This is a genomic window from Nitrospirota bacterium, from assembly GCA_004296885.1.
In the GTDB taxonomy this organism is placed as follows: Bacteria; Nitrospirota; Nitrospiria; order Nitrospirales; family Nitrospiraceae; genus SYGV01.
On sequence record SCVN01000015.1, the window covers coordinates 295,428 to 311,854 of the forward strand.

At 62.2% G+C, this 16,427-nt stretch carries 14 protein-coding genes; 5 read left to right on the forward strand and 9 right to left on the reverse strand.

Annotated elements, in window-relative coordinates; all coding sequences use genetic code 11:
- Positions 1 to 20 precede the first annotated feature (20 nt).
- From msbA to bamA, 9 genes are all read right to left on the reverse strand, one after another.
- Complete coding sequence (gene msbA / locus EPO61_08630) at positions 21 to 1,775, reverse strand: lipid A export permease/ATP-binding protein MsbA (GenBank protein TAJ08955.1); 1,755 nt, start codon at positions 1,773 to 1,775, stop codon at positions 21 to 23.
- Positions 1,763 to 2,902, reverse strand: a complete 1,140-nt coding sequence (locus EPO61_08635; protein TAJ08956.1) for a lipid-A-disaccharide synthase — start codon at positions 2,900 to 2,902, stop codon at positions 1,763 to 1,765. The genes msbA and EPO61_08635 overlap by 13 nt, the downstream gene beginning before the upstream one ends.
- 81 nt (positions 2,903 to 2,983) lie before the next feature.
- Positions 2,984 to 3,946 carry a Gfo/Idh/MocA family oxidoreductase gene (locus EPO61_08640; protein TAJ08957.1) on the reverse strand — a complete coding sequence of 321 codons (963 nt, stop codon included), beginning with the start codon at positions 3,944 to 3,946 and terminating at the stop codon, positions 2,984 to 2,986.
- Entirely contained in the window at positions 3,943 to 4,803 is an 861-nt protein-coding gene (locus EPO61_08645) for an LpxI family protein (protein ID TAJ08958.1), read from the reverse strand. Before EPO61_08645 ends, EPO61_08640 begins: the two co-directional genes overlap by 4 nt.
- A gap of 3 nt (positions 4,804 to 4,806) precedes the next feature.
- The gene (locus EPO61_08650) at positions 4,807 to 5,610 is read right to left on the reverse strand and encodes an acyl-ACP--UDP-N-acetylglucosamine O-acyltransferase (GenBank protein TAJ08959.1); all 804 of its coding nucleotides are present in this window, start codon (positions 5,608 to 5,610) and stop codon (positions 4,807 to 4,809) included.
- A gap of 64 nt (positions 5,611 to 5,674) precedes the next feature.
- A complete protein-coding gene (gene fabZ, locus EPO61_08655) occupies positions 5,675 to 6,163 on the reverse strand; it encodes a 3-hydroxyacyl-ACP dehydratase FabZ (GenBank protein TAJ08960.1) in 489 nt (162 codons plus the stop codon).
- A gap of 1 nt (position 6,164) precedes the next feature.
- Positions 6,165 to 6,743, reverse strand: a complete 579-nt coding sequence (locus EPO61_08660) for an OmpH family outer membrane protein (protein TAJ08961.1) — start codon at positions 6,741 to 6,743, stop codon at positions 6,165 to 6,167.
- A gap of 15 nt (positions 6,744 to 6,758) precedes the next feature.
- Complete coding sequence (locus EPO61_08665) at positions 6,759 to 7,304, reverse strand: OmpH family outer membrane protein (GenBank protein ID TAJ08962.1); 546 nt, start codon at positions 7,302 to 7,304, stop codon at positions 6,759 to 6,761.
- Positions 7,305 to 7,329: 25 nt separating this feature from the next.
- The gene (gene bamA / locus EPO61_08670; protein ID TAJ09014.1) at positions 7,330 to 9,585 is read right to left on the reverse strand and encodes an outer membrane protein assembly factor BamA; all 2,256 of its coding nucleotides are present in this window, start codon (positions 9,583 to 9,585) and stop codon (positions 7,330 to 7,332) included.
- Positions 9,586 to 9,974: 389 nt separating this feature from the next.
- On the opposite strand from bamA, the gene galU reads away from it, so the two are divergent.
- From galU to EPO61_08695, 5 genes are all read left to right on the forward strand, one after another.
- Positions 9,975 to 10,853: a UTP--glucose-1-phosphate uridylyltransferase GalU gene (galU, locus tag EPO61_08675; protein TAJ08963.1), complete on the forward strand. Its 879-nt coding sequence runs from the start codon at positions 9,975 to 9,977 to the stop codon at positions 10,851 to 10,853.
- 79 nt (positions 10,854 to 10,932) lie between these two features.
- Positions 10,933 to 13,422 carry an endopeptidase La gene (lon, locus tag EPO61_08680; protein TAJ08964.1) on the forward strand — a complete coding sequence of 830 codons (2,490 nt, stop codon included), beginning with the start codon at positions 10,933 to 10,935 and terminating at the stop codon, positions 13,420 to 13,422.
- The gene (gene thiL / locus EPO61_08685) at positions 13,316 to 14,494 is read left to right on the forward strand and encodes a thiamine-phosphate kinase (protein ID TAJ08965.1); all 1,179 of its coding nucleotides are present in this window, start codon (positions 13,316 to 13,318) and stop codon (positions 14,492 to 14,494) included. The genes lon and thiL overlap by 107 nt, the downstream gene beginning before the upstream one ends.
- Positions 14,495 to 14,521: 27 nt before the next feature.
- Positions 14,522 to 15,010 carry a DUF2062 domain-containing protein gene (locus EPO61_08690; GenBank protein TAJ09015.1) on the forward strand — a complete coding sequence of 163 codons (489 nt, stop codon included), beginning with the start codon at positions 14,522 to 14,524 and terminating at the stop codon, positions 15,008 to 15,010.
- A 4-nt stretch (positions 15,011 to 15,014) separates the two neighbouring features.
- Positions 15,015 to 16,427 carry an HD domain-containing protein gene (locus EPO61_08695; GenBank protein ID TAJ08966.1) on the forward strand — a complete coding sequence of 471 codons (1,413 nt, stop codon included), beginning with the start codon at positions 15,015 to 15,017 and terminating at the stop codon, positions 16,425 to 16,427.

A 16,427-nucleotide genomic window follows, 5' to 3' on the forward strand; every position in this document is an offset into this window, starting at 1 on the left:
TTTCTTTTCCGTTCTCACGTTCATCGTTCAGCGGTCATCGTTGTTTCGCTGAATTGGATGGCATGGAGCCGCTTATACAGCCCTCCGTGCCGGAGCAACTCCTCATGCGAGCCGGCCTCTACGAGGCGGCCCCGCTCCAGCACGACGATCCGATCGGCCTTCTGCACCGTCGCCAGACGGTGGGCGATTACCAGCGTCGTGCGGTTCTTCATCAAGTTGGCCATCGCCAGCTGCACGATCCGCTCGGACTCGGCATCCAGGGAGGACGTGGCTTCATCCAGAATCAAAAGCGGAGGGTCTCGAAGAATGGCGCGGGCGATGGCGAGCCGCTGCCGCTCGCCGCCCGACAACTTGACCCCGTTCTCCCCGATCAGCGTGGCATAGCCCTCAGGCAGACGCCTGACGAACTCGTCCGCGTAGGCTGCCTTTGCCGCCTCCGTCACCTCCCGGTCGGTCGCATCCGCCCGGCCATACGCGATGTTGTTCCGCACGGAATCGTCGAACAGGACCGTGCTTTGCGACACGATTCCGATCTGCCGGCGCAGGGACGCCAGCGTGCCGCCCCGGATATCCTGACCATCAAGCAGGATGGCGCCCTCCGTGGGATCGTAAAATCTCGGCACCAGGCTGACCAGCGTGCTCTTGCCAGCCCCGCTGCTGCCGACCAGGGCGACGATCTCCCCGGCCCTGACCGTCAAGTCGATCCCGGCCAGGGCGGGCCTGTCGGTCCCCTCGTACTGAAACGTCACCCCCTTGAACTCCAATGTCCGGTTGATGGCGGAGAGTTCACGTCGCCCCCGATCCCGCGCCTGCTCCGTTTCCAGGTCCAGCACGGCGAAGACCCGCTCCGCTCCGGCCAAGGCCTGTTGGACCGTATTGTTGGCCCCGGCCAGGCGCCGGATCGGGGTATAGGCCATGAACATCGCGGCCAGGAACGAAAAAAACGCCCCCGGCGTCATGGCTCCACGGATCACCAGATAGCCGCCGTACCAGATGATGGCCGCCACGCCCACCACACCGATCACTTCCATATGCGAGGAGGCCAGAGAGGACACTTGAATCGCCTTCATCGCCGTACGCAGATAGGCTTTATTGCTGCGCGCGAAGCGGTCGGTCTCGGCCTCTTCGCAACCGAACGCTTTCACGATTCGGATGCCGGTCAACGACTCCTGCAGTGAGGAAGTCATGTTCCCGACTTGTTCCTGTCCGCTCGACGCCAATCCCCTCAGCCGCTTTCCCATACGGACCATCGTCAACGAAGAAATCGGCACCACCACGACCGAGACGGCCGCCAACTTCCAGTTTTGGTAAAAGATCACCCCCAGCATGGCCAAAAACGTCAGTCCCTGCTGGAACAAATCCTTGAGCACGCCGGCGACGGCATTCGCCATGAGGCTAACGTCGTTGAAGACGCGGGACATCAGGCGGCCGGAGGTATTGGCATCGTGAAAGCCGACGGGCAGCCGCATGAGATGGAGAAACAGCTCCTCACGGATATCCGCCACCGCGCGCGTGCCCACGTAGTTCATCAGGTAGCTTTGCCCGTAGTTGAACAGGCCCTTCAGCGCCGCCACCGCCAGGATCGCGACCGGCAGCACCATGAGCATCCATTCGTCTTTCTTGATGAAAATGTCGTCCAGAACCGGACGGACCAGCCAGGCGTAGGCGCCCGACAGGCCCGCCACCAGGGCCGAGCAGACAAAGGCCGCACCCAGCCTCACCCGGTAGCGGACAAGGTACCGCATGAGCCGAACAAACACCTTCATGGCGAACACTCCGCCAGAATCGCCTCCGCCGCGCGTCTGGAGGCGCCCGGGGTGCCGAGCGCGGCCCGGACCTCCTTGAACGCATCCTTCATGGCTCGATTCGCCTCCTCGTCGGACAACAGCCGACCGGCTTCCTCCGCAAGACGGTCGGGCGTCGCGTCGTACTGGATCAACTCCGGCATGATGCTCCGGCCCGCCACCAGGTTGGCAAGTCCGATCCACCGGACCTTCACCAGTGCCCGCGCAACCCGGTAGGTCAACCACGTGGTCCGATACAGGAGCACCGTGGGCGTTCCAATCACCGCCGCCTGCAACGTCGCCGTCCCGGAGGCGGCCAGCAGCAGGTCGGACGCCGCCATCACCTCATGGGGCTGATCCCGGATGACCTGCACCTTCACGCCGGCCCCGGCGATCAACTCGTCGATGAGCCCGGACGACACCGAGGAGGCCTGCGCCAGGAGAAAAGTGAGCGGACCGCCCGGCAGGCCGGATCGGTTTAGAAGGGAGGCGGCTTCGAGCATGACCGGAAACAAGTCGCGCACCTCCCGCTCCCGGCTCCCCGGCAACAACCCGACGACCCGGGCGCCCGGTTCGACCCCGAAGCGCCGACGCAGGTCGGACCGGTCATAGGCGGGCGCGACCGCGTCCAACACCGGATGCCCCACGAACCGGCACGGCACCGCGGCGCGCCGGTAGATCGCCTCTTCGAACGGCAGGATGACCAGCACCAGATCCACCACCCGCTTGATCAGATGAATCCGGCTGGCATGCCAGGCCCAGATCTGCGGAGCGATGTAGTAGATGGTCCGATGCCCGGCCCGTTTGGCCGCTCGGGCCAGTCGCAAGTTCAGCCCGGGATTGTCGATGAACACGACGGCGTCCAGCCGGTTTTCCTTGAAGAAGCGCGCCAGCGTACGGTACGTGCGGAACGCCTGCCGGAGCTGAGCCAGCCCGGGGAGCCCCATCGCGTCCAGCCGCTCGATGCCCTTCATCAATTGGACGCCGGCCGCGGCCATCTTGCTTCCCCCGACTCCGAGCAGCTCAAGGTCCGGTCGTTGAGCCTTCAACGCCACAGCCAAGTTGGCCCCATGCAAGTCCCCCGAAGCCTCGCCCGTAACGATCAGAATCCGCGGCATGGCGACAACCGTGCGACATCAGGCCTCAGGCGTAAGAATCGCCACGGCCCTTTGACTGATCCATGTCCTTCTCCCAACCCTTCACCCCTCACGTGGTGCATGGTGGCGCTGCGCGAAGGCCCCGATCGCATCCAACACCCGATATGCCAAGTCCAACGCTGCAGCCCCGTCCGCTCCGGTGACCGGAGGCGGCTGTCCGGTCGCGCAGGCAACAAGAAACGCCTCCAACTCCAGCTTCAGCGGTTCGTCCTCGCTTCCCTTGACCGACTCCGTTTCAAGGACGGGCCGTTCCCCCGCCCCGGTTCGCCGGCGGCAGACCATGCCCTGGCGCGTCTGGAAATCCACCGACAGGTAGGCGTCCCGCTGAAACAGCCGGAGCCGCCGCATACGGGAGGTGGAGACGCGACTGGCCGTAAGATTGGCGACGCAGCCGCTCTGAAACTCGATCCGGGCGTTGGCGATATCATTGCTCGACGTCAGGACCGGCACGCCGGCGGCGCGGATGTCCTCGACCGGCCCCGGCTGCATGGAGAGGACCAGATCCAAGTCGTGAATCATCAGGTCCAGCACCACGTCCACATCCGTGCCCCGCTCGCCGAACGGGCTCAGCCGGTGACACTCGATGAAGACCGGCTTCCCGATGTGAGGACGCATGGCTTGCATGACCGGATTGAATCGTTCGATATGGCCGACCTGCAGCACCAGCTTCCGTTGCTGCGCCAGCTCGACCAGTTCCCAGGCCTCAACCGGCGTGACGGCGATGGGTTTTTCCACCAGAACGTGGACCCCGGCCTCAAGACAGGCTTTGACGACTTCGTAATGGGCCGAGGTCGTCGCCGCGACGCTGACCGCCTCCACCTGTTTCAGCAGCGCGGGCAGATCCGCCATCACGGATGCGCCGTGCCGACCCGCAATCAACGCGGCCCGCGGTGCATCGGCATCCACCAGGCCGATCAAACGGGAACCGGGCAGACTCGCGTAGAGGCGGGCATGGTGTTGGCCCAGGTGTCCGACCCCGATGACCCCGACCCGTAACGGTGTCACGGTCTCGGCTCACCCGCAAGCCCGACGACGGCGATCCCCGCCCGTTCCGCCTGCGCCAACATCTCGACCCGGTCCAACAAGACGCTGCGTCCAACCTCCAACACCAGCGCCGACGCCTTGACCGACTGCATGGCGGCGATGGTCTTGGGGCCGGCGGCCGGCAAATCGAACCGGAGGTCCTGCTGCGGCTTGCAGCGCTTGACCACCACCGCTCCCTCTTTCGCCAGAGTCCCGCCGCGCCGGATCGCCTCATCCGTTCCTTCCACCGCTTCCACCGCAACGACAACCCGGTCTTTCACGACTACGCATTGGCCGATATCGAGCACGCCGATCTCCCGGGCCACGTCCCAGCCGTAACGAATATCCTCCCACTCCCGTTCGCTGGGCTGACGGGACGTCTGCACCCCCTCCTCCATCAGCACCCCGGTGAGGCCGAAGGTCGATTCGCGGATTTGAATGCCCTCCCGCTCCAGCTCCGCCGCAAATTCGCGCAGGATGCCATCGTCCTTCCAATGCTTCAGGCGGCCGAAAATCGCCAGCGCCCGGAGGTCCGGCCGGACCGTCGTGAACACGTGCGTCTTACTGATGCCACCCAGCATCACCGCCTGCCGCACCCCGTCTTCCTTCAGCGCCTCGATCAGCTTGTTGAACTGGCCGACTTTGATCCAGTGGATTCGATCCACGTACTGCGCCAACTCGGGCTCCGTCTCCCCGATATGCGCCACGGCGGATACCGTGTAGCCCAGCCGCTTGACGTTCTCGGCAAAGATGATGGGGAACCGCCCGTTGCCGGCGATGAGCCCGATGCAATCTCCCTTCGCCTGCGGCGCGTTTCTCTGAGCGTAGGCCTCTGGCACGGGCTACTCCTCGTTCTCCTCGTCCTTGCTGAGCGAGCGGCAAATACCCCGCTTGGACCCGTCCAGAAACGCCACCAGAGCCATCACATCCTGCTGGTCTTTGAACTCCTCCTTGACCTGCTTCACCGCTTCGGCCAGCCGCAGCCCGGACCGGAACAAGAGTTGATAGGCCTGTTTCAGTCCGCGGATACGCTCCGCGGAAAACCCGTGGCGCCGCAGCCCGATGGAGTTCAGACCGTGGAGCCTGGCCCGATCGCCGCTGGCCCGCGTGAACGACGGCACGTCCTGCGCGACGGCGGCACACCCGCCGACCATGGCATAGTCGCCGATGCGCACATATTGATGAATGCCCGCCAAGCCGCCGATAACCGCGTGATCGCCAATGGTAATATGGCCGGCCAGATTCGCCGAGTTCGCCATAATGATGTGATTGCCAAGCAGACAATCGTGGGCGATGTGCGAATAGGCCATGAGAAAATTCATGTTGCCCAGTTTCGTCAGCCCCCCGCCTTCGACCGTGGCACGATTGACCGTGACGTACTCCCTGAGCACGTTGTCGTGGCCGATGACAACCCGGGTCGGCTCGCCCTTGTAGTGCAGATGCTGGGGCGGAGTTCCGATCGACGCAAAGGGCCATACGGTGCACCGCTCGCCGATTTCGGTCCATCCGTCCACCACCACGTGTGACACCAGCCGGGTGGCCCGGCCGATCCGCACATGCTCGCCGATCACACAATAGGGCCCGACCTCCACATCCGGCCCCAATTCAGCCTTTGGATGCACCACCGCCGTCGGATGAATCTGCACTCGTTCGCCTCCTCAGTAACGTCGCTTGTCTCCGTCGCTCATCCCGGACTGTGCGCTTCACGCGTTACGTGTCACGCTTCACGTCTTTTTCTTCCGTCACCATGGCCGTCATCTCGGCTTCGCAGGCCACATCGGCCTCCACATAGGCCTTGCCGTGCATCTTCCAGAAGGGGGGACGCTTCTTCAGCACCTCCACCTCCAACCGCAGTTGATCCCCCGGCACAACCGGCCGGCGGAATTTGGCGCCGTCCACCCCCGTCAGATAGACCACCGGCCGGCCGCCGGCCGGCGCAGACTTCAAGGACAGCACGCACCCGGCCTGGGCCAGGGCTTCCAGGATCAGCACACCCGGCATGATCGGACGGCCGGGGAAATGTCCCTGGAAAAATGGTTCGTTGATCGTCACGTTCTTGATCGCGACGATCCGCTGCCCCGCCTCCCACTCTTTCACCCGGTCCACCAGCAGGAACGGATAGCGGTGGGGAAGGATGGCCAGAATCTCGTCGTGGTTCAAGGTCTTGCCCGCCTCGTCTCCGGCTCCCGTCGTCGCCATGCTACTTGTACCTCCGGTCGAATTCTTTGAGGACGGCCTCGGTCAGATCAACGGCCGGCTGGGCGTAAATGACGATCTTGAGCGTCGCGTCGCTGCCTTTGTCCAGCACGGCCGTGAACCCCTGCTTCTGCGCCACGTCGCCGACCACCTCTTTGATCTTCTTCTGATACTCGGCGTCCAGCTCTTTTTGCTTGGTCTGGACTTCGCGCTGAAAATCCTGAAGGCGGCGCTGGTAGCCCTCGTACTTGACCCGAAACCGCTCTTGTTTGTCCCGCTTGGCGGCCTCGCTGAGGTTCGGAGGGGACTCGCGCAAGTCCTTTTCGAGCCCTTGCATCTCCTCGCTATCGGCGGCCAGAATCCGCTGGCGGCTCACCGAAAACTCTTTCAGCGTCTCCAGAGCCCGCTTCCCGGCCACGCTCCGCTCCACCACCGCCTGCTGATCCACCACCGCGACCTTGATCGTATCAGCCGCCTCGCCTGCCCCGGCCAGGCCCAGCGTCAGCACCACCCCCAGCGCGCTCCACCCTGCTCGCCTCATACCCACTCCTTTCACCCTCCACCGGCCTGTGACGTTCCCCATTGCCTATGGCCCTACTTACGGCGTTGCCTTGTTCATTTCGTCGATAACTTTGGCGGTGATATCCAGCGACGCATCGCTGTAAGGGACCGGCGCCCCGCGGCCCTTCTCGAACACGACAAGCAAGCCGAGTTGTTGCGCCACCTTCGCCACCGCCCGATCTGCCTTCTCCCTGAACCCTTCCTGCACTTCCTTCTGCTTCTCCTGCACCTCGCGGCTGAGTTCACCGGCCTTCTGCTGAAACTCCGCCGCGCGGCGGCGAAACTGCTCCTCCCGCTCCCGTTTGGCGGTTTCACTCAACACGCTGGCCTGTTTGGTGAAGTCCTCCTGCAGACGCTTGAGTTCTTTTTCCTCCAACTCGACCAGCGCCTCACGATTTTTGATGAACGAATTCAGCGAATCCAGATTTTTTTTGCCGAGCGTGGTGTCGGTGAAGACCTTCTGGAATTCGACCAGGCCGATCTTGGTCGCCGACTGCATCGTCCCGGCGGTCCCGCAACCGGCAACCCCCACCAAGACCAAGGCCAGAAACGGGCCGGAACGAATCATGCGATGCCCTCTCATTGATCAGATTCTCCTGCGCAAGCTATTAGAACAGACTGCCGACGGAAAATTCGAAGACACCCTTCCTCTCACCCGGCTGGCCAGGCGCCTCTTTCAGTGGCGCCAGATTGATCCCATAGGCTGCACGCAACGGCCCGAAAGGCGATATCCAGCGTCCCTCCAACCCGGCCGACTTGCGCAGGTTGAAGTTGAACGACTCGCCATCTGCAAAGCCCTTTCCGTAATCGAAGAAGATCACGGCGTTGAGCTTGGCCTCCGCCGAGACCGTGAAGATAAAATCGTAGTTGAAGATCAACTCGCGGTTCGCGCCGACCAACGTGCCGGCGGAGGTCAATGGCCCGGCTCGGCCGAACTGGAAGCCACGCATGGTGTTGATGCCGCCCACGAAGAACCGTTCAGTCAGCGGGATCGGCTTGTTCCCTAACCCTTCGGCGGCCCCGACCCGGAAACGAAAGGCATTCCGGATATCGTAGGGCAACGGGACGTAATAGATCGTATCGAAAGCATACTTGACATAGTTGTTGCTGCCGCCCAGGTAGGGCGTCCCCAGATCGAAGTTGATGGCATTGCGCATCCCGGACCGAGGGTCCATGTAATAGTCCCGGGAGTCCCGGGCCACCGAACTGCGGAACCCGGTCGTGGTCTGCTGGCCGATCTGCAGCAAGATGATTTCCGGCGCTTCCGGTTGAGGCTCGTAAAACCGCAGTTTTTCCGCGAACAGGGCGAAGCTGGCGGAGGTATACTCGGAAAACCATCGCCCGAGCGTGACGCTGGCGCCGCTCTTGTCTTCGAAGTAGGTCAGGTAGTTCGTAACCGAACTGTAGACATCCACCTGCATGGAAGTCAGCGAGTCGTTCCAGTAGGGGTCGCGGAAGGTGATCATCCCCAAGCTGCGCCGCTGCCCCAACTGGCCTCTGATCCGGCCCAAATACCCATTGCCGCCCAGGTTGCCCTCGGTGATATCGGCCACGGCCACGAACTGGTCCAGGGTGCTGAACCCGCCGCCGACGCTGAACTGGCCGGTGGATTTCTCCTTGACCTTCACATCCAGGTCCACCTTGTCGGCATCCACCGGCTTGGGCAAAATCTCGACGGTTTCGAAGAACTGGAGGTTGTTCAGCCGCTGGAAGCTCCGCTTGATCGCCACTGTGTCGATGACGTCCTGCTCGTCCAGCCGTAGCTCGCGGCGGATGACGTTGTCGCGGGTCTTGTCGTTGCCCGTGATCTGAATCTCGCGGATCCGGATCAGTTCTCCCTCCTTGATGTGCAAAAGGACTCGGGCGGTCTTCTTGTCCTGGTCCGGTGTCACCGTCGGGCTCACATCCGTAAACGCATAGCCCTTCCCCCCGTACAACTCGGTCAAGCGGGTGATTTCATCCCTGACCTTGGCGCGCTGGAAGACCTCGCCGGTTTTCACTTTCGACCCCACCATGAGCTCCGGCTCCTCGAACACCGTGTTGCCGCGGAACCCGACCTCCGACACCGTAAACGGCTCGCCCTCGACGATCGGATAGGTGATGATGAACCACTTCTTGTCCGGCGTCAGCTCCATGGTCGGCAAGCCCACCTGGATGTTGAGGAACCCCTTGTTCAGGTAGACCTCCCTGATCCGCTCGACGTCGTTATTCATCTCTTCCCGCTTGAGAATCCCCGCATCCGTGAAATTGGAAAGGAGGTAGATCCACTCGCGGGTGGCCATCGTCTTGAACAGCTCTTTCTTGGTGACGGATTTCGCGCCGTCGAAGATCACGCTCTTGACCTTGGCCCGATCGCCTTCCTTGACGAAAAACGTCAGTCGCTTCCGGTCCTCGTCCAATGTCTGGATGATCGGAATCACCTGCGCGCTGTAATAGCCGTCCTCCTGGTAAGCCAGCCTGATCTTCTCCGCGCTTTCCTTGGCCTGTTGCTGGTCCAGAAACGACTGGCTCCGGATCGTCGTCTTCTCCTGCAGCTTGTCGTCGCTCAACTGTTTATTGCCGTCAAACACGATCTCAGTGATGAACGGCTTTTCCCGGACGACGAACGTGAGGGTGACGCCCCCGATGACCCGCTCGGTTTCGATCTGGACGTCCTCGAAAAACCCCATCTCGTAGATGAGCCGGATCTGAGCACGGATGGATTCGGCTGTATACGGGTCCCCCGCCTTGAGGGTGATCCGGCCGCGCACGGCTGTGGTTTCAATGCGCTTGTTCCCGCGGACGTCGATGGCCTTGACCTTCAACGCACTGTCCTGGGCTTGCACGAAACCGGAGGAAAGAGTCAGCAGCGTGACGATTGCCATCGCCACAAGACCAATCCAACCAGTCCCGAACCGATTGGTCACTGCAGCCTTTCCGCACAAACCGGCTGATCGCCAGACACCGCCACGGATATGGACGCAGGGACGCCCCTGCGAGGCATGTGCGTATCAACCACCGTATTGCTTGATGCCATCATGGCGCGACAAAACCTGCTTGCCTGAACCTCAGGCGGAGCCTGTGGGAGCCACGGCAATCCCCACCGTTCAGACCGGCCACGACTCGGCAAAAGAGTTTGAAAAATCTCAGGAATTATAGGGGCAGGCCGGCGTAATGTAAAGAGAAATTCGCCGCTCTGGCACAGGCCTATCGCCTGATCCTGGCCCTCCCGTTTCCTTGACTTTCTTTGGATGCTTCCCATAGTATCCACAGCATGTCGTCCGTCGCCGTTCGGAAAGCCATTATTCCCGCCGCCGGCCTGGGAACCCGCTTTCTTCCGGCCACCAAGGCCTCCCCCAAGGAGATGCTCCCGCTGGTGGACAAACCGCTCATCCAGTATGCGGTCGAGGAAGCCGTCGCGTCAGGCATCGAAGACATCATCATCGTCACGGGCCGCGGGAAGCGGGCCATTGAAGACCATTTCGACCGGTCGTTCGAGCTGGAAGAAAACCTCAAGGGCAACGGGAAATCCCAACTGCTCAAGGACATCCGCCGCATCTCAGAAATGGCGAATTTCTGCTACGTGCGGCAGGCGGCGGCCCTGGGCTTGGGCCATGCCGTCCTCTGCGCCCGACACCTGATCGGCAACGAACCCTTTGCCGTACTGCTCAGCGACGAGGTCATCGACCACCCAGTCCCGGCGCTGCGCCAGTTGATCCAAGTCTACGACGAAGGCAACGGCGGGGTCATCGGTATCCTCAAAGTGCCGAAGCCCGAGGTGAGTCACTATGGCATTGTGGCCACCGAGCCCCTGGCCGACGGCCTGCATCGCGTGCGCGACTTGGTCGAAAAACCGGCTCCGGCCGACGCCCCCTCACAATGGGCCGTCATCGGACGCTATGTCCTGTCTCCGGACATTTTTGCCTGCCTGGAGGAAACCGAACCTGGGAAAAACGGCGAGATCCAGTTGACCGATGCATTGCGCCTCCTGACCAGGAAAGCGTCCATCTACGCGCAGGAAATCAAAGGACAACGGCACGATGCGGGCGATAAGCTGGGGTTTCTCAAGGCGACGGTAGATTTTGCGCTGAAGAATCCCACGCTAGGCCCCTCATTCGCGCGCTACCTCAAGCAAGTAGTGACAAGTAGTTGATTGACAGGCTGCAGAGCCGCCCGTTCTCCGGTCGTCTCCACACTTGATATATCCATGAGGGTCTGACTCTATGCCAGCGATGCCAGCAGAACCGACCGAGTCCGAACCCCAGAACGTCGAGATCCCGGACCAGCTGCCCCTGCTCCCGGTCAGGGACATCGTCGTCTTCCCATACATGGTCCTGCCCCTCTTTGTCGGCCGCGACATGTCGATCAAGGCCATTGAAGCGGCGCTGGCCGGGAACCGGATGATCTTCCTGGTCACCCAGAAGGCCTTGGACGTCGAAAATCCCCAGCCGGAAGACATCCACCGGGTCGGCACCATCGGGATCGTCATGCGGATGCTCAAACTCCCGGATGAACGGATCAAAATCCTGGTGCAAGGCCTCGCCAAGGGCAAGATTCAGAGCTTCATCCAGACCGATCCCTATTACTCGGTCCGGATCACGAAACTGGCCGAGGCCAAGCCCGTCGGGACGTCGCTTGAATCGGAAGCCGTAATGCGGACGGTCAAGGAGCAGCTCGAACGGATCGTGGGGCTCGGCAAGACCCTGATGCCCGACGTCATGGTCGTGATCGAGAACCTGGAAGACCCCGGCCGGCTGGCCGACATGATCGCCTCCAACCTGGGCCTGAAGGTGGAAGTCACCCAAGAGGTCTTGGAGGTGGAAGACCCCATCGCCCGCCTGCGGAAGGTCAGCGAGATTCTCGCCAAAGAAGTCGAAGTCCTGTCCATGCAGCAGAAGATCCAGGCCCAGGCCAAGGGAGAGATGGACAAGACGCAGCGGGAATACTTCCTGCGCGAACAGCTCAAGGCCATCCAAAAAGAACTGGGCGAGTTGGACGAACGGGCGGAGGAAATCGCCGAATTCCGCAAGCGCGTCAAAGACGCCAAGATGCCCGACAAGGTGCTCAAGGAGTGCGACAAGCAGCTCAAGCGACTCGAAAAGATGCATCCCGACACGGCCGAGTCGGCCACGGTCCGGACCTATCTGGAATGGATGGTGGATCTGCCCTGGAGCAAACGGTCCAAGGACAATCTGGACATCAAGGCGGCCGCGAAAGTCTTGAACGAAGACCACTATGACCTGGAAAAGGTCAAAGAACGTATCCTCGAATACCTGGCCGTCCGAAAACTGAAAGAGAAGATGAAGGGGCCGATCCTCTGTTTCGTCGGCCCGCCCGGCGTGGGCAAAACCTCGCTCGGGAAATCCATCGCCCGCGCTCTGGGGCGAGAGTTCGTCCGCGTCAGCCTCGGCGGCGTGCGCGACGAGGCTGAGATTCGCGGCCACCGGCGCACCTACGTCGGCGCCCTGCCCGGCCGCATCATCCAGGGGATCAAGCAAGCCGGTACCAGCAACCCCGTGTTCATGATGGACGAAGTGGACAAGGTCGGGATGGATTTTCGGGGCGACCCGTCGGCCGCGCTGCTGGAAGTCCTGGACCCGGAGCAGAATCACGCGTTCAGCGACCATTACCTCGGCGTGCCGTTCGACCTCACCGAGGTCATGTTCATCACCACGGCGAACCTCATGGACCCGATTCTCTCCGCCTTGCGGGACCGGATGGAGATCATCGAGATCCCCGGCTATACGGAGGAAGAAAAACTGGGGATCGCCCAGCGCTACTTGATTCCGCGTCAGCTGAAGGAGCACGGCATCACCGAAACTCACATCAAGATCACCGAGCCGGCCTTGCGCCAGGTCATTGCCCAGTACACGAGGGAAGCCGGCGTGCGGAACCTGGAGCGCGAAATCGCCAACCTCATGCGCAAGGTGGCCAAGAAAGTAGCGGAGGGGAAGGTCCAGTGCTACCAGATCACGCCGGCCAACTTGCACAAGTCGCTCGGCGTGCCCAAGTTCCTGCCGGAGTCCGAGCAAGAGACGGACGAAGTCGGCGTTTGCACCGGTTTAGCCTGGACCGAAAGCGGCGGGGATGTGCTGTATATCGAGGCGACTTCGATGAAGGGCAAGGGACAGCTGACGCTCACCGGCCACTTGGGCGATGTGATGAAAGAATCGGCCCAGGCCGCTCTGAGCTACGTTCGCTCGCGGGAAACGCTGCTGGGCATCAACCCGGACCTCTTTGCGAAAACCGATATCCACATCCATGTCCCGGCCGGAGCGATCCCCAAGGACGGCCCCTCGGCCGGCATCACCATGGCCACGGCCCTCGCCTCCCTGCTGGCGAACATTCCCGTCCGCCGGGATGTCGCCATGACCGGGGAGATCACGCTGCGCGGACGGGTGCTGCCGATCGGAGGCCTGAAGGAAAAGATTCTTGCGGCCAAGCGGGCCAAACTGTCGACCGTCATTCTGCCGAAGCGAAACGAGAAGGATCTGGAAGAAATCCCCAAGCATCTCTTGAAAGGGATCCGGCTCGTGTTCGCCCAGACGATGGACGACGTGATCAAGGCTGCGCTGCGGCACCACCCGGAAAGGGCTCCCAAGCCCGCCAAACGGCATGGCGCCATCAGGAAATCGGGGCAGACAGGGCCCGCTCGCTCCAGATCCGGGCGGGGCAGAAAGGTGGCCGCCGCTTCCGTCAGATCTTCCTCGCCGGTTCGTTGACATGCCTCCTCGCCATTCTCGCCTGCCCTCTGCCGGACGGCTGGCGGAATTTCCGCTCATCGAAGACCTCGCCCGCCGGTTCGGAACCACCGGCCGGTCCGTGTTGCGTGGCATCGGGGATGATGCCGCCATCCTGAGCCCTCCGTCCGGGGACCTCTTCTTGCTCACCACCGATCTGCTGGCTGAAGGGGTCCACTTTGACCGAACCACGGCCACGTTCGAGGACATCGGTTACAAGGCCGCCGTCGCCAACCTCAGCGATATCGCCGCCATGGGCGGCACTCCCCGCTATCTGCTGGTCTCGCTGGCCATTCCTGCCGGCCATACCCAGGCGGAAATCCGCCGGCTCTATCGAGGCATGATGAGTGCCTGCCGGCCCCATCGTGTGGAATTAATCGGCGGTGATACCTCCTCCTCCCGTCAGGGCCTCTTCATCAACCTGACCCTCGCAGGAACCGCCAAACCGGGACATGCCCTGTCCCGCAGCGGCGCACGGGTTGGCGATCTCCTGTATGTGACCGGGACATTGGGCGATTCCCTGGCGGGGCTACGGTTGCTGAAAGACGCGCACGGCAGGCCCCATCGCGCCGGCATCAGCCTGAGCAAGGAGGCCCGTCGCTACCTCGCCGAGCGGCACTTGCGGCCCGCCCCAAGGCTGGCGGTCGGACAACTCCTGGCCAAACACAGACTGGCCACCTCCGCCATCGACCTGTCCGATGGGCTCTCGGGCGACCTGGCGCACATCTGCAAGCAAAGCCGGGTCGGAGCCGAACTGGATATGCTGACGCTCCCCCTCTCGCCCGCTTGTCTGGACTATGCAGAGGCCTGCCGCAAGAACCCCTTCGAGCTTGCACTGGCCGGAGGGGAGGACTATGAGCTGCTTGTCACCGTCTCCCCCAAGAATAAGACGAAAGTAGAGCGGCTCGCCCGATCGTTCGGCTGCCGGCTGTCCTGCATCGGCAGAATACAATCGCAGAAGCGAGGCCTGACAGTCATTGAGCCGGACGGGTCCGCCCGCAAGCTGGCGATCACCAGTTATCGACATTTTGAAGCACCGTCGAGCGCCCGATAGCAGCCCCGAAGGAGTCTCATGGTATCCATCGCCAACATCCGCGCACACCTTGAACAGGTCCTGCACTTGCACGAATCCCCCCACCGCACGGCCCTTGCCTTTGCCGTCGGCATCTTCATTGCCTTCTCCCCTACCTACGGGCTGCACACCATCAGCGCCGTCTTCTGCGCCTGGGCGTTTCGACTCAATGCCGTGGCCCTGATGACCGGCGCCTTCGTCAACAATCCCTGGACCGTCGTCCCGATCTTGGCCGCCACCTTTTGGACCGGCTTTCACGTCATGGGCGTGCCGGAGGGGGCCCCGGTGCAATGGAGCCATCTCACGTTGGAGGGACTCTACGCTCAGATCCAGACCTATGCGCTGCCCTTTTTCGTCGGGGGCATCCTCCTGAGCCTTCTGGTCACTCTGCTCGCCTATCCGGTCGCCTACTGGATTATCGTTCAGGCCAGGGCGCGAAGGTCCGCCGACCCCGTCCAGGAGTCGGTTGCCACTCAGAACCCGCCTGAGCTAAGATGACACCGTGAAGGCCCATCCCATCGCTCCCAACGCCCCCTACGATGGCACGGCGCTCATCGCGGACCCGATTCACGAATACATCTCCTTCACCGTTCCCTACGCAACATCCGGCTCCACGGAGCAGACCGAAAAGGACCTGATCGATTCCCCCTGGGTCCAGCGGCTCCGCTACATCTCCCAGCTCCAGAGCGCCCGCTGGGTCTATCCGTCGGCCGAGCACAGCCGATTCGTCCACTCGCTCGGGACCATGCACGTGGCCGGCCGCTTTGCCCGCCACCTTTACCCCTTCCTTGCACAAACGGTCCGCCATGTCCCCTCGGCCAACTACGTTGAAGAGTTGCTGCGGGTGACGGCCCTGGTGCATGACATCGGCCACGGTCCCTTTTGCCATTTCTTCGACGAGAACTTTCTCGAGGAGTGGGGCCTGACGCACGAGCGGCTCGGGCAAATCATCATCCGGGAGCACCTCGGGCCGATCATCAGGAAGATCCGCCGGAGCCCGACCGGGCCGTTCGCAACGGGGGAAACGCTGGATCCGGATCAGATTGCACACCTCATCCTGAAGGACAAGGGCAAAGACCATTCGCGGCTGCCGGAATGGCTCAAATTCCTGCAACCGGTGATCTCCGGCAGCTACACCGGCGACAATCTGGATTACGTGCTACGCGATTCCTACATGTGCGGGGTGGCGGTCGGCCCCGTGGACTTGACGCGGCTGATCCACTATACCCTGATCACCCACAAGGGCTTCACGATCCACAAGACCGGCCTGCCCGCGTTGCAAATGTTCCTGAACACTCGGATGTACCTCTACTCCAACGTGTACTATCACCGGACGACCAGAGCCATCGACATCCATTTGCGGGAGATCTTCGGCGACACGATGCGCCTGATCTTCCCCCATGACCCCCGCAAGAACATGGAGACCTACCGGTTGCTCACCGACTGGTCCCTGATGGAAGAGGTCAGGGGATGGAGAACATCCCGGCAAGCAACCAGGCGAAGGCTCGGCGCGGAATGGGCGCGCATCCTGGGGCGGGACGTGAAGTGGAAGATGGCCTACGCGACGGTGCTGAAAGAAAAAGGCCAGGAACGAGGCATGGATTTTCCAAGCCGCGAGCAGTTCGAGCAACAGATCAGGAAGGAACTACCGGCTCCCCTGCGCCAGATTCCGTTCAAGGTGGACATGGCCCCTCTGGACCCTCGACCGGACCCCAAGGACCAGCGAGGCATTCCTCTCTACGTCTACGACCATGGCACAGGCAGCGTCTCCACGGAGCCGTTGGAAGAGTTTCTGGACCTGCTACCCACGCGCCTGGTGCAGTTCCGCCTCTTTGCCCTCTCCCACCAGCACGACGCAGCTTTATCGCGGGCCGCCGCCACGGTGTTGAATAAAGGCATCCCGGCGAACAGCTGA

What these genes read in the sequence shown, in the direction of transcription:
- EPO61_08635 (TAJ08956.1), bottom strand. Translation starts at nt 2,902, where the DNA reads ATGCCGCGGATTCTGATCGTTACGGGCGAGGCTTCGGGGGACTTGCAT.
- fabZ (TAJ08960.1), bottom strand. Translation starts at nt 6,163, where the DNA reads ATGGCGACGACGGGAGCCGGAGACGAGGCGGGCAAGACCTTGAACCAC.
- EPO61_08660 (TAJ08961.1), bottom strand. Translation starts at nt 6,743, where the DNA reads ATGGGGAACGTCACAGGCCGGTGGAGGGTGAAAGGAGTGGGTATGAGG.
- EPO61_08665 (TAJ08962.1), bottom strand. Translation starts at nt 7,304, where the DNA reads ATGAGAGGGCATCGCATGATTCGTTCCGGCCCGTTTCTGGCCTTGGTC.
- bamA (TAJ09014.1), bottom strand. Translation starts at nt 9,585, where the DNA reads ATGGCAATCGTCACGCTGCTGACTCTTTCCTCCGGTTTCGTGCAAGCC.
- galU (TAJ08963.1), top strand. Translation starts at nt 9,975, where the DNA reads ATGTCGTCCGTCGCCGTTCGGAAAGCCATTATTCCCGCCGCCGGCCTG.
- lon (TAJ08964.1), top strand. Translation starts at nt 10,933, where the DNA reads ATGCCAGCAGAACCGACCGAGTCCGAACCCCAGAACGTCGAGATCCCG.
- thiL (TAJ08965.1), top strand. Translation starts at nt 13,316, where the DNA reads ATGGCGCCATCAGGAAATCGGGGCAGACAGGGCCCGCTCGCTCCAGAT.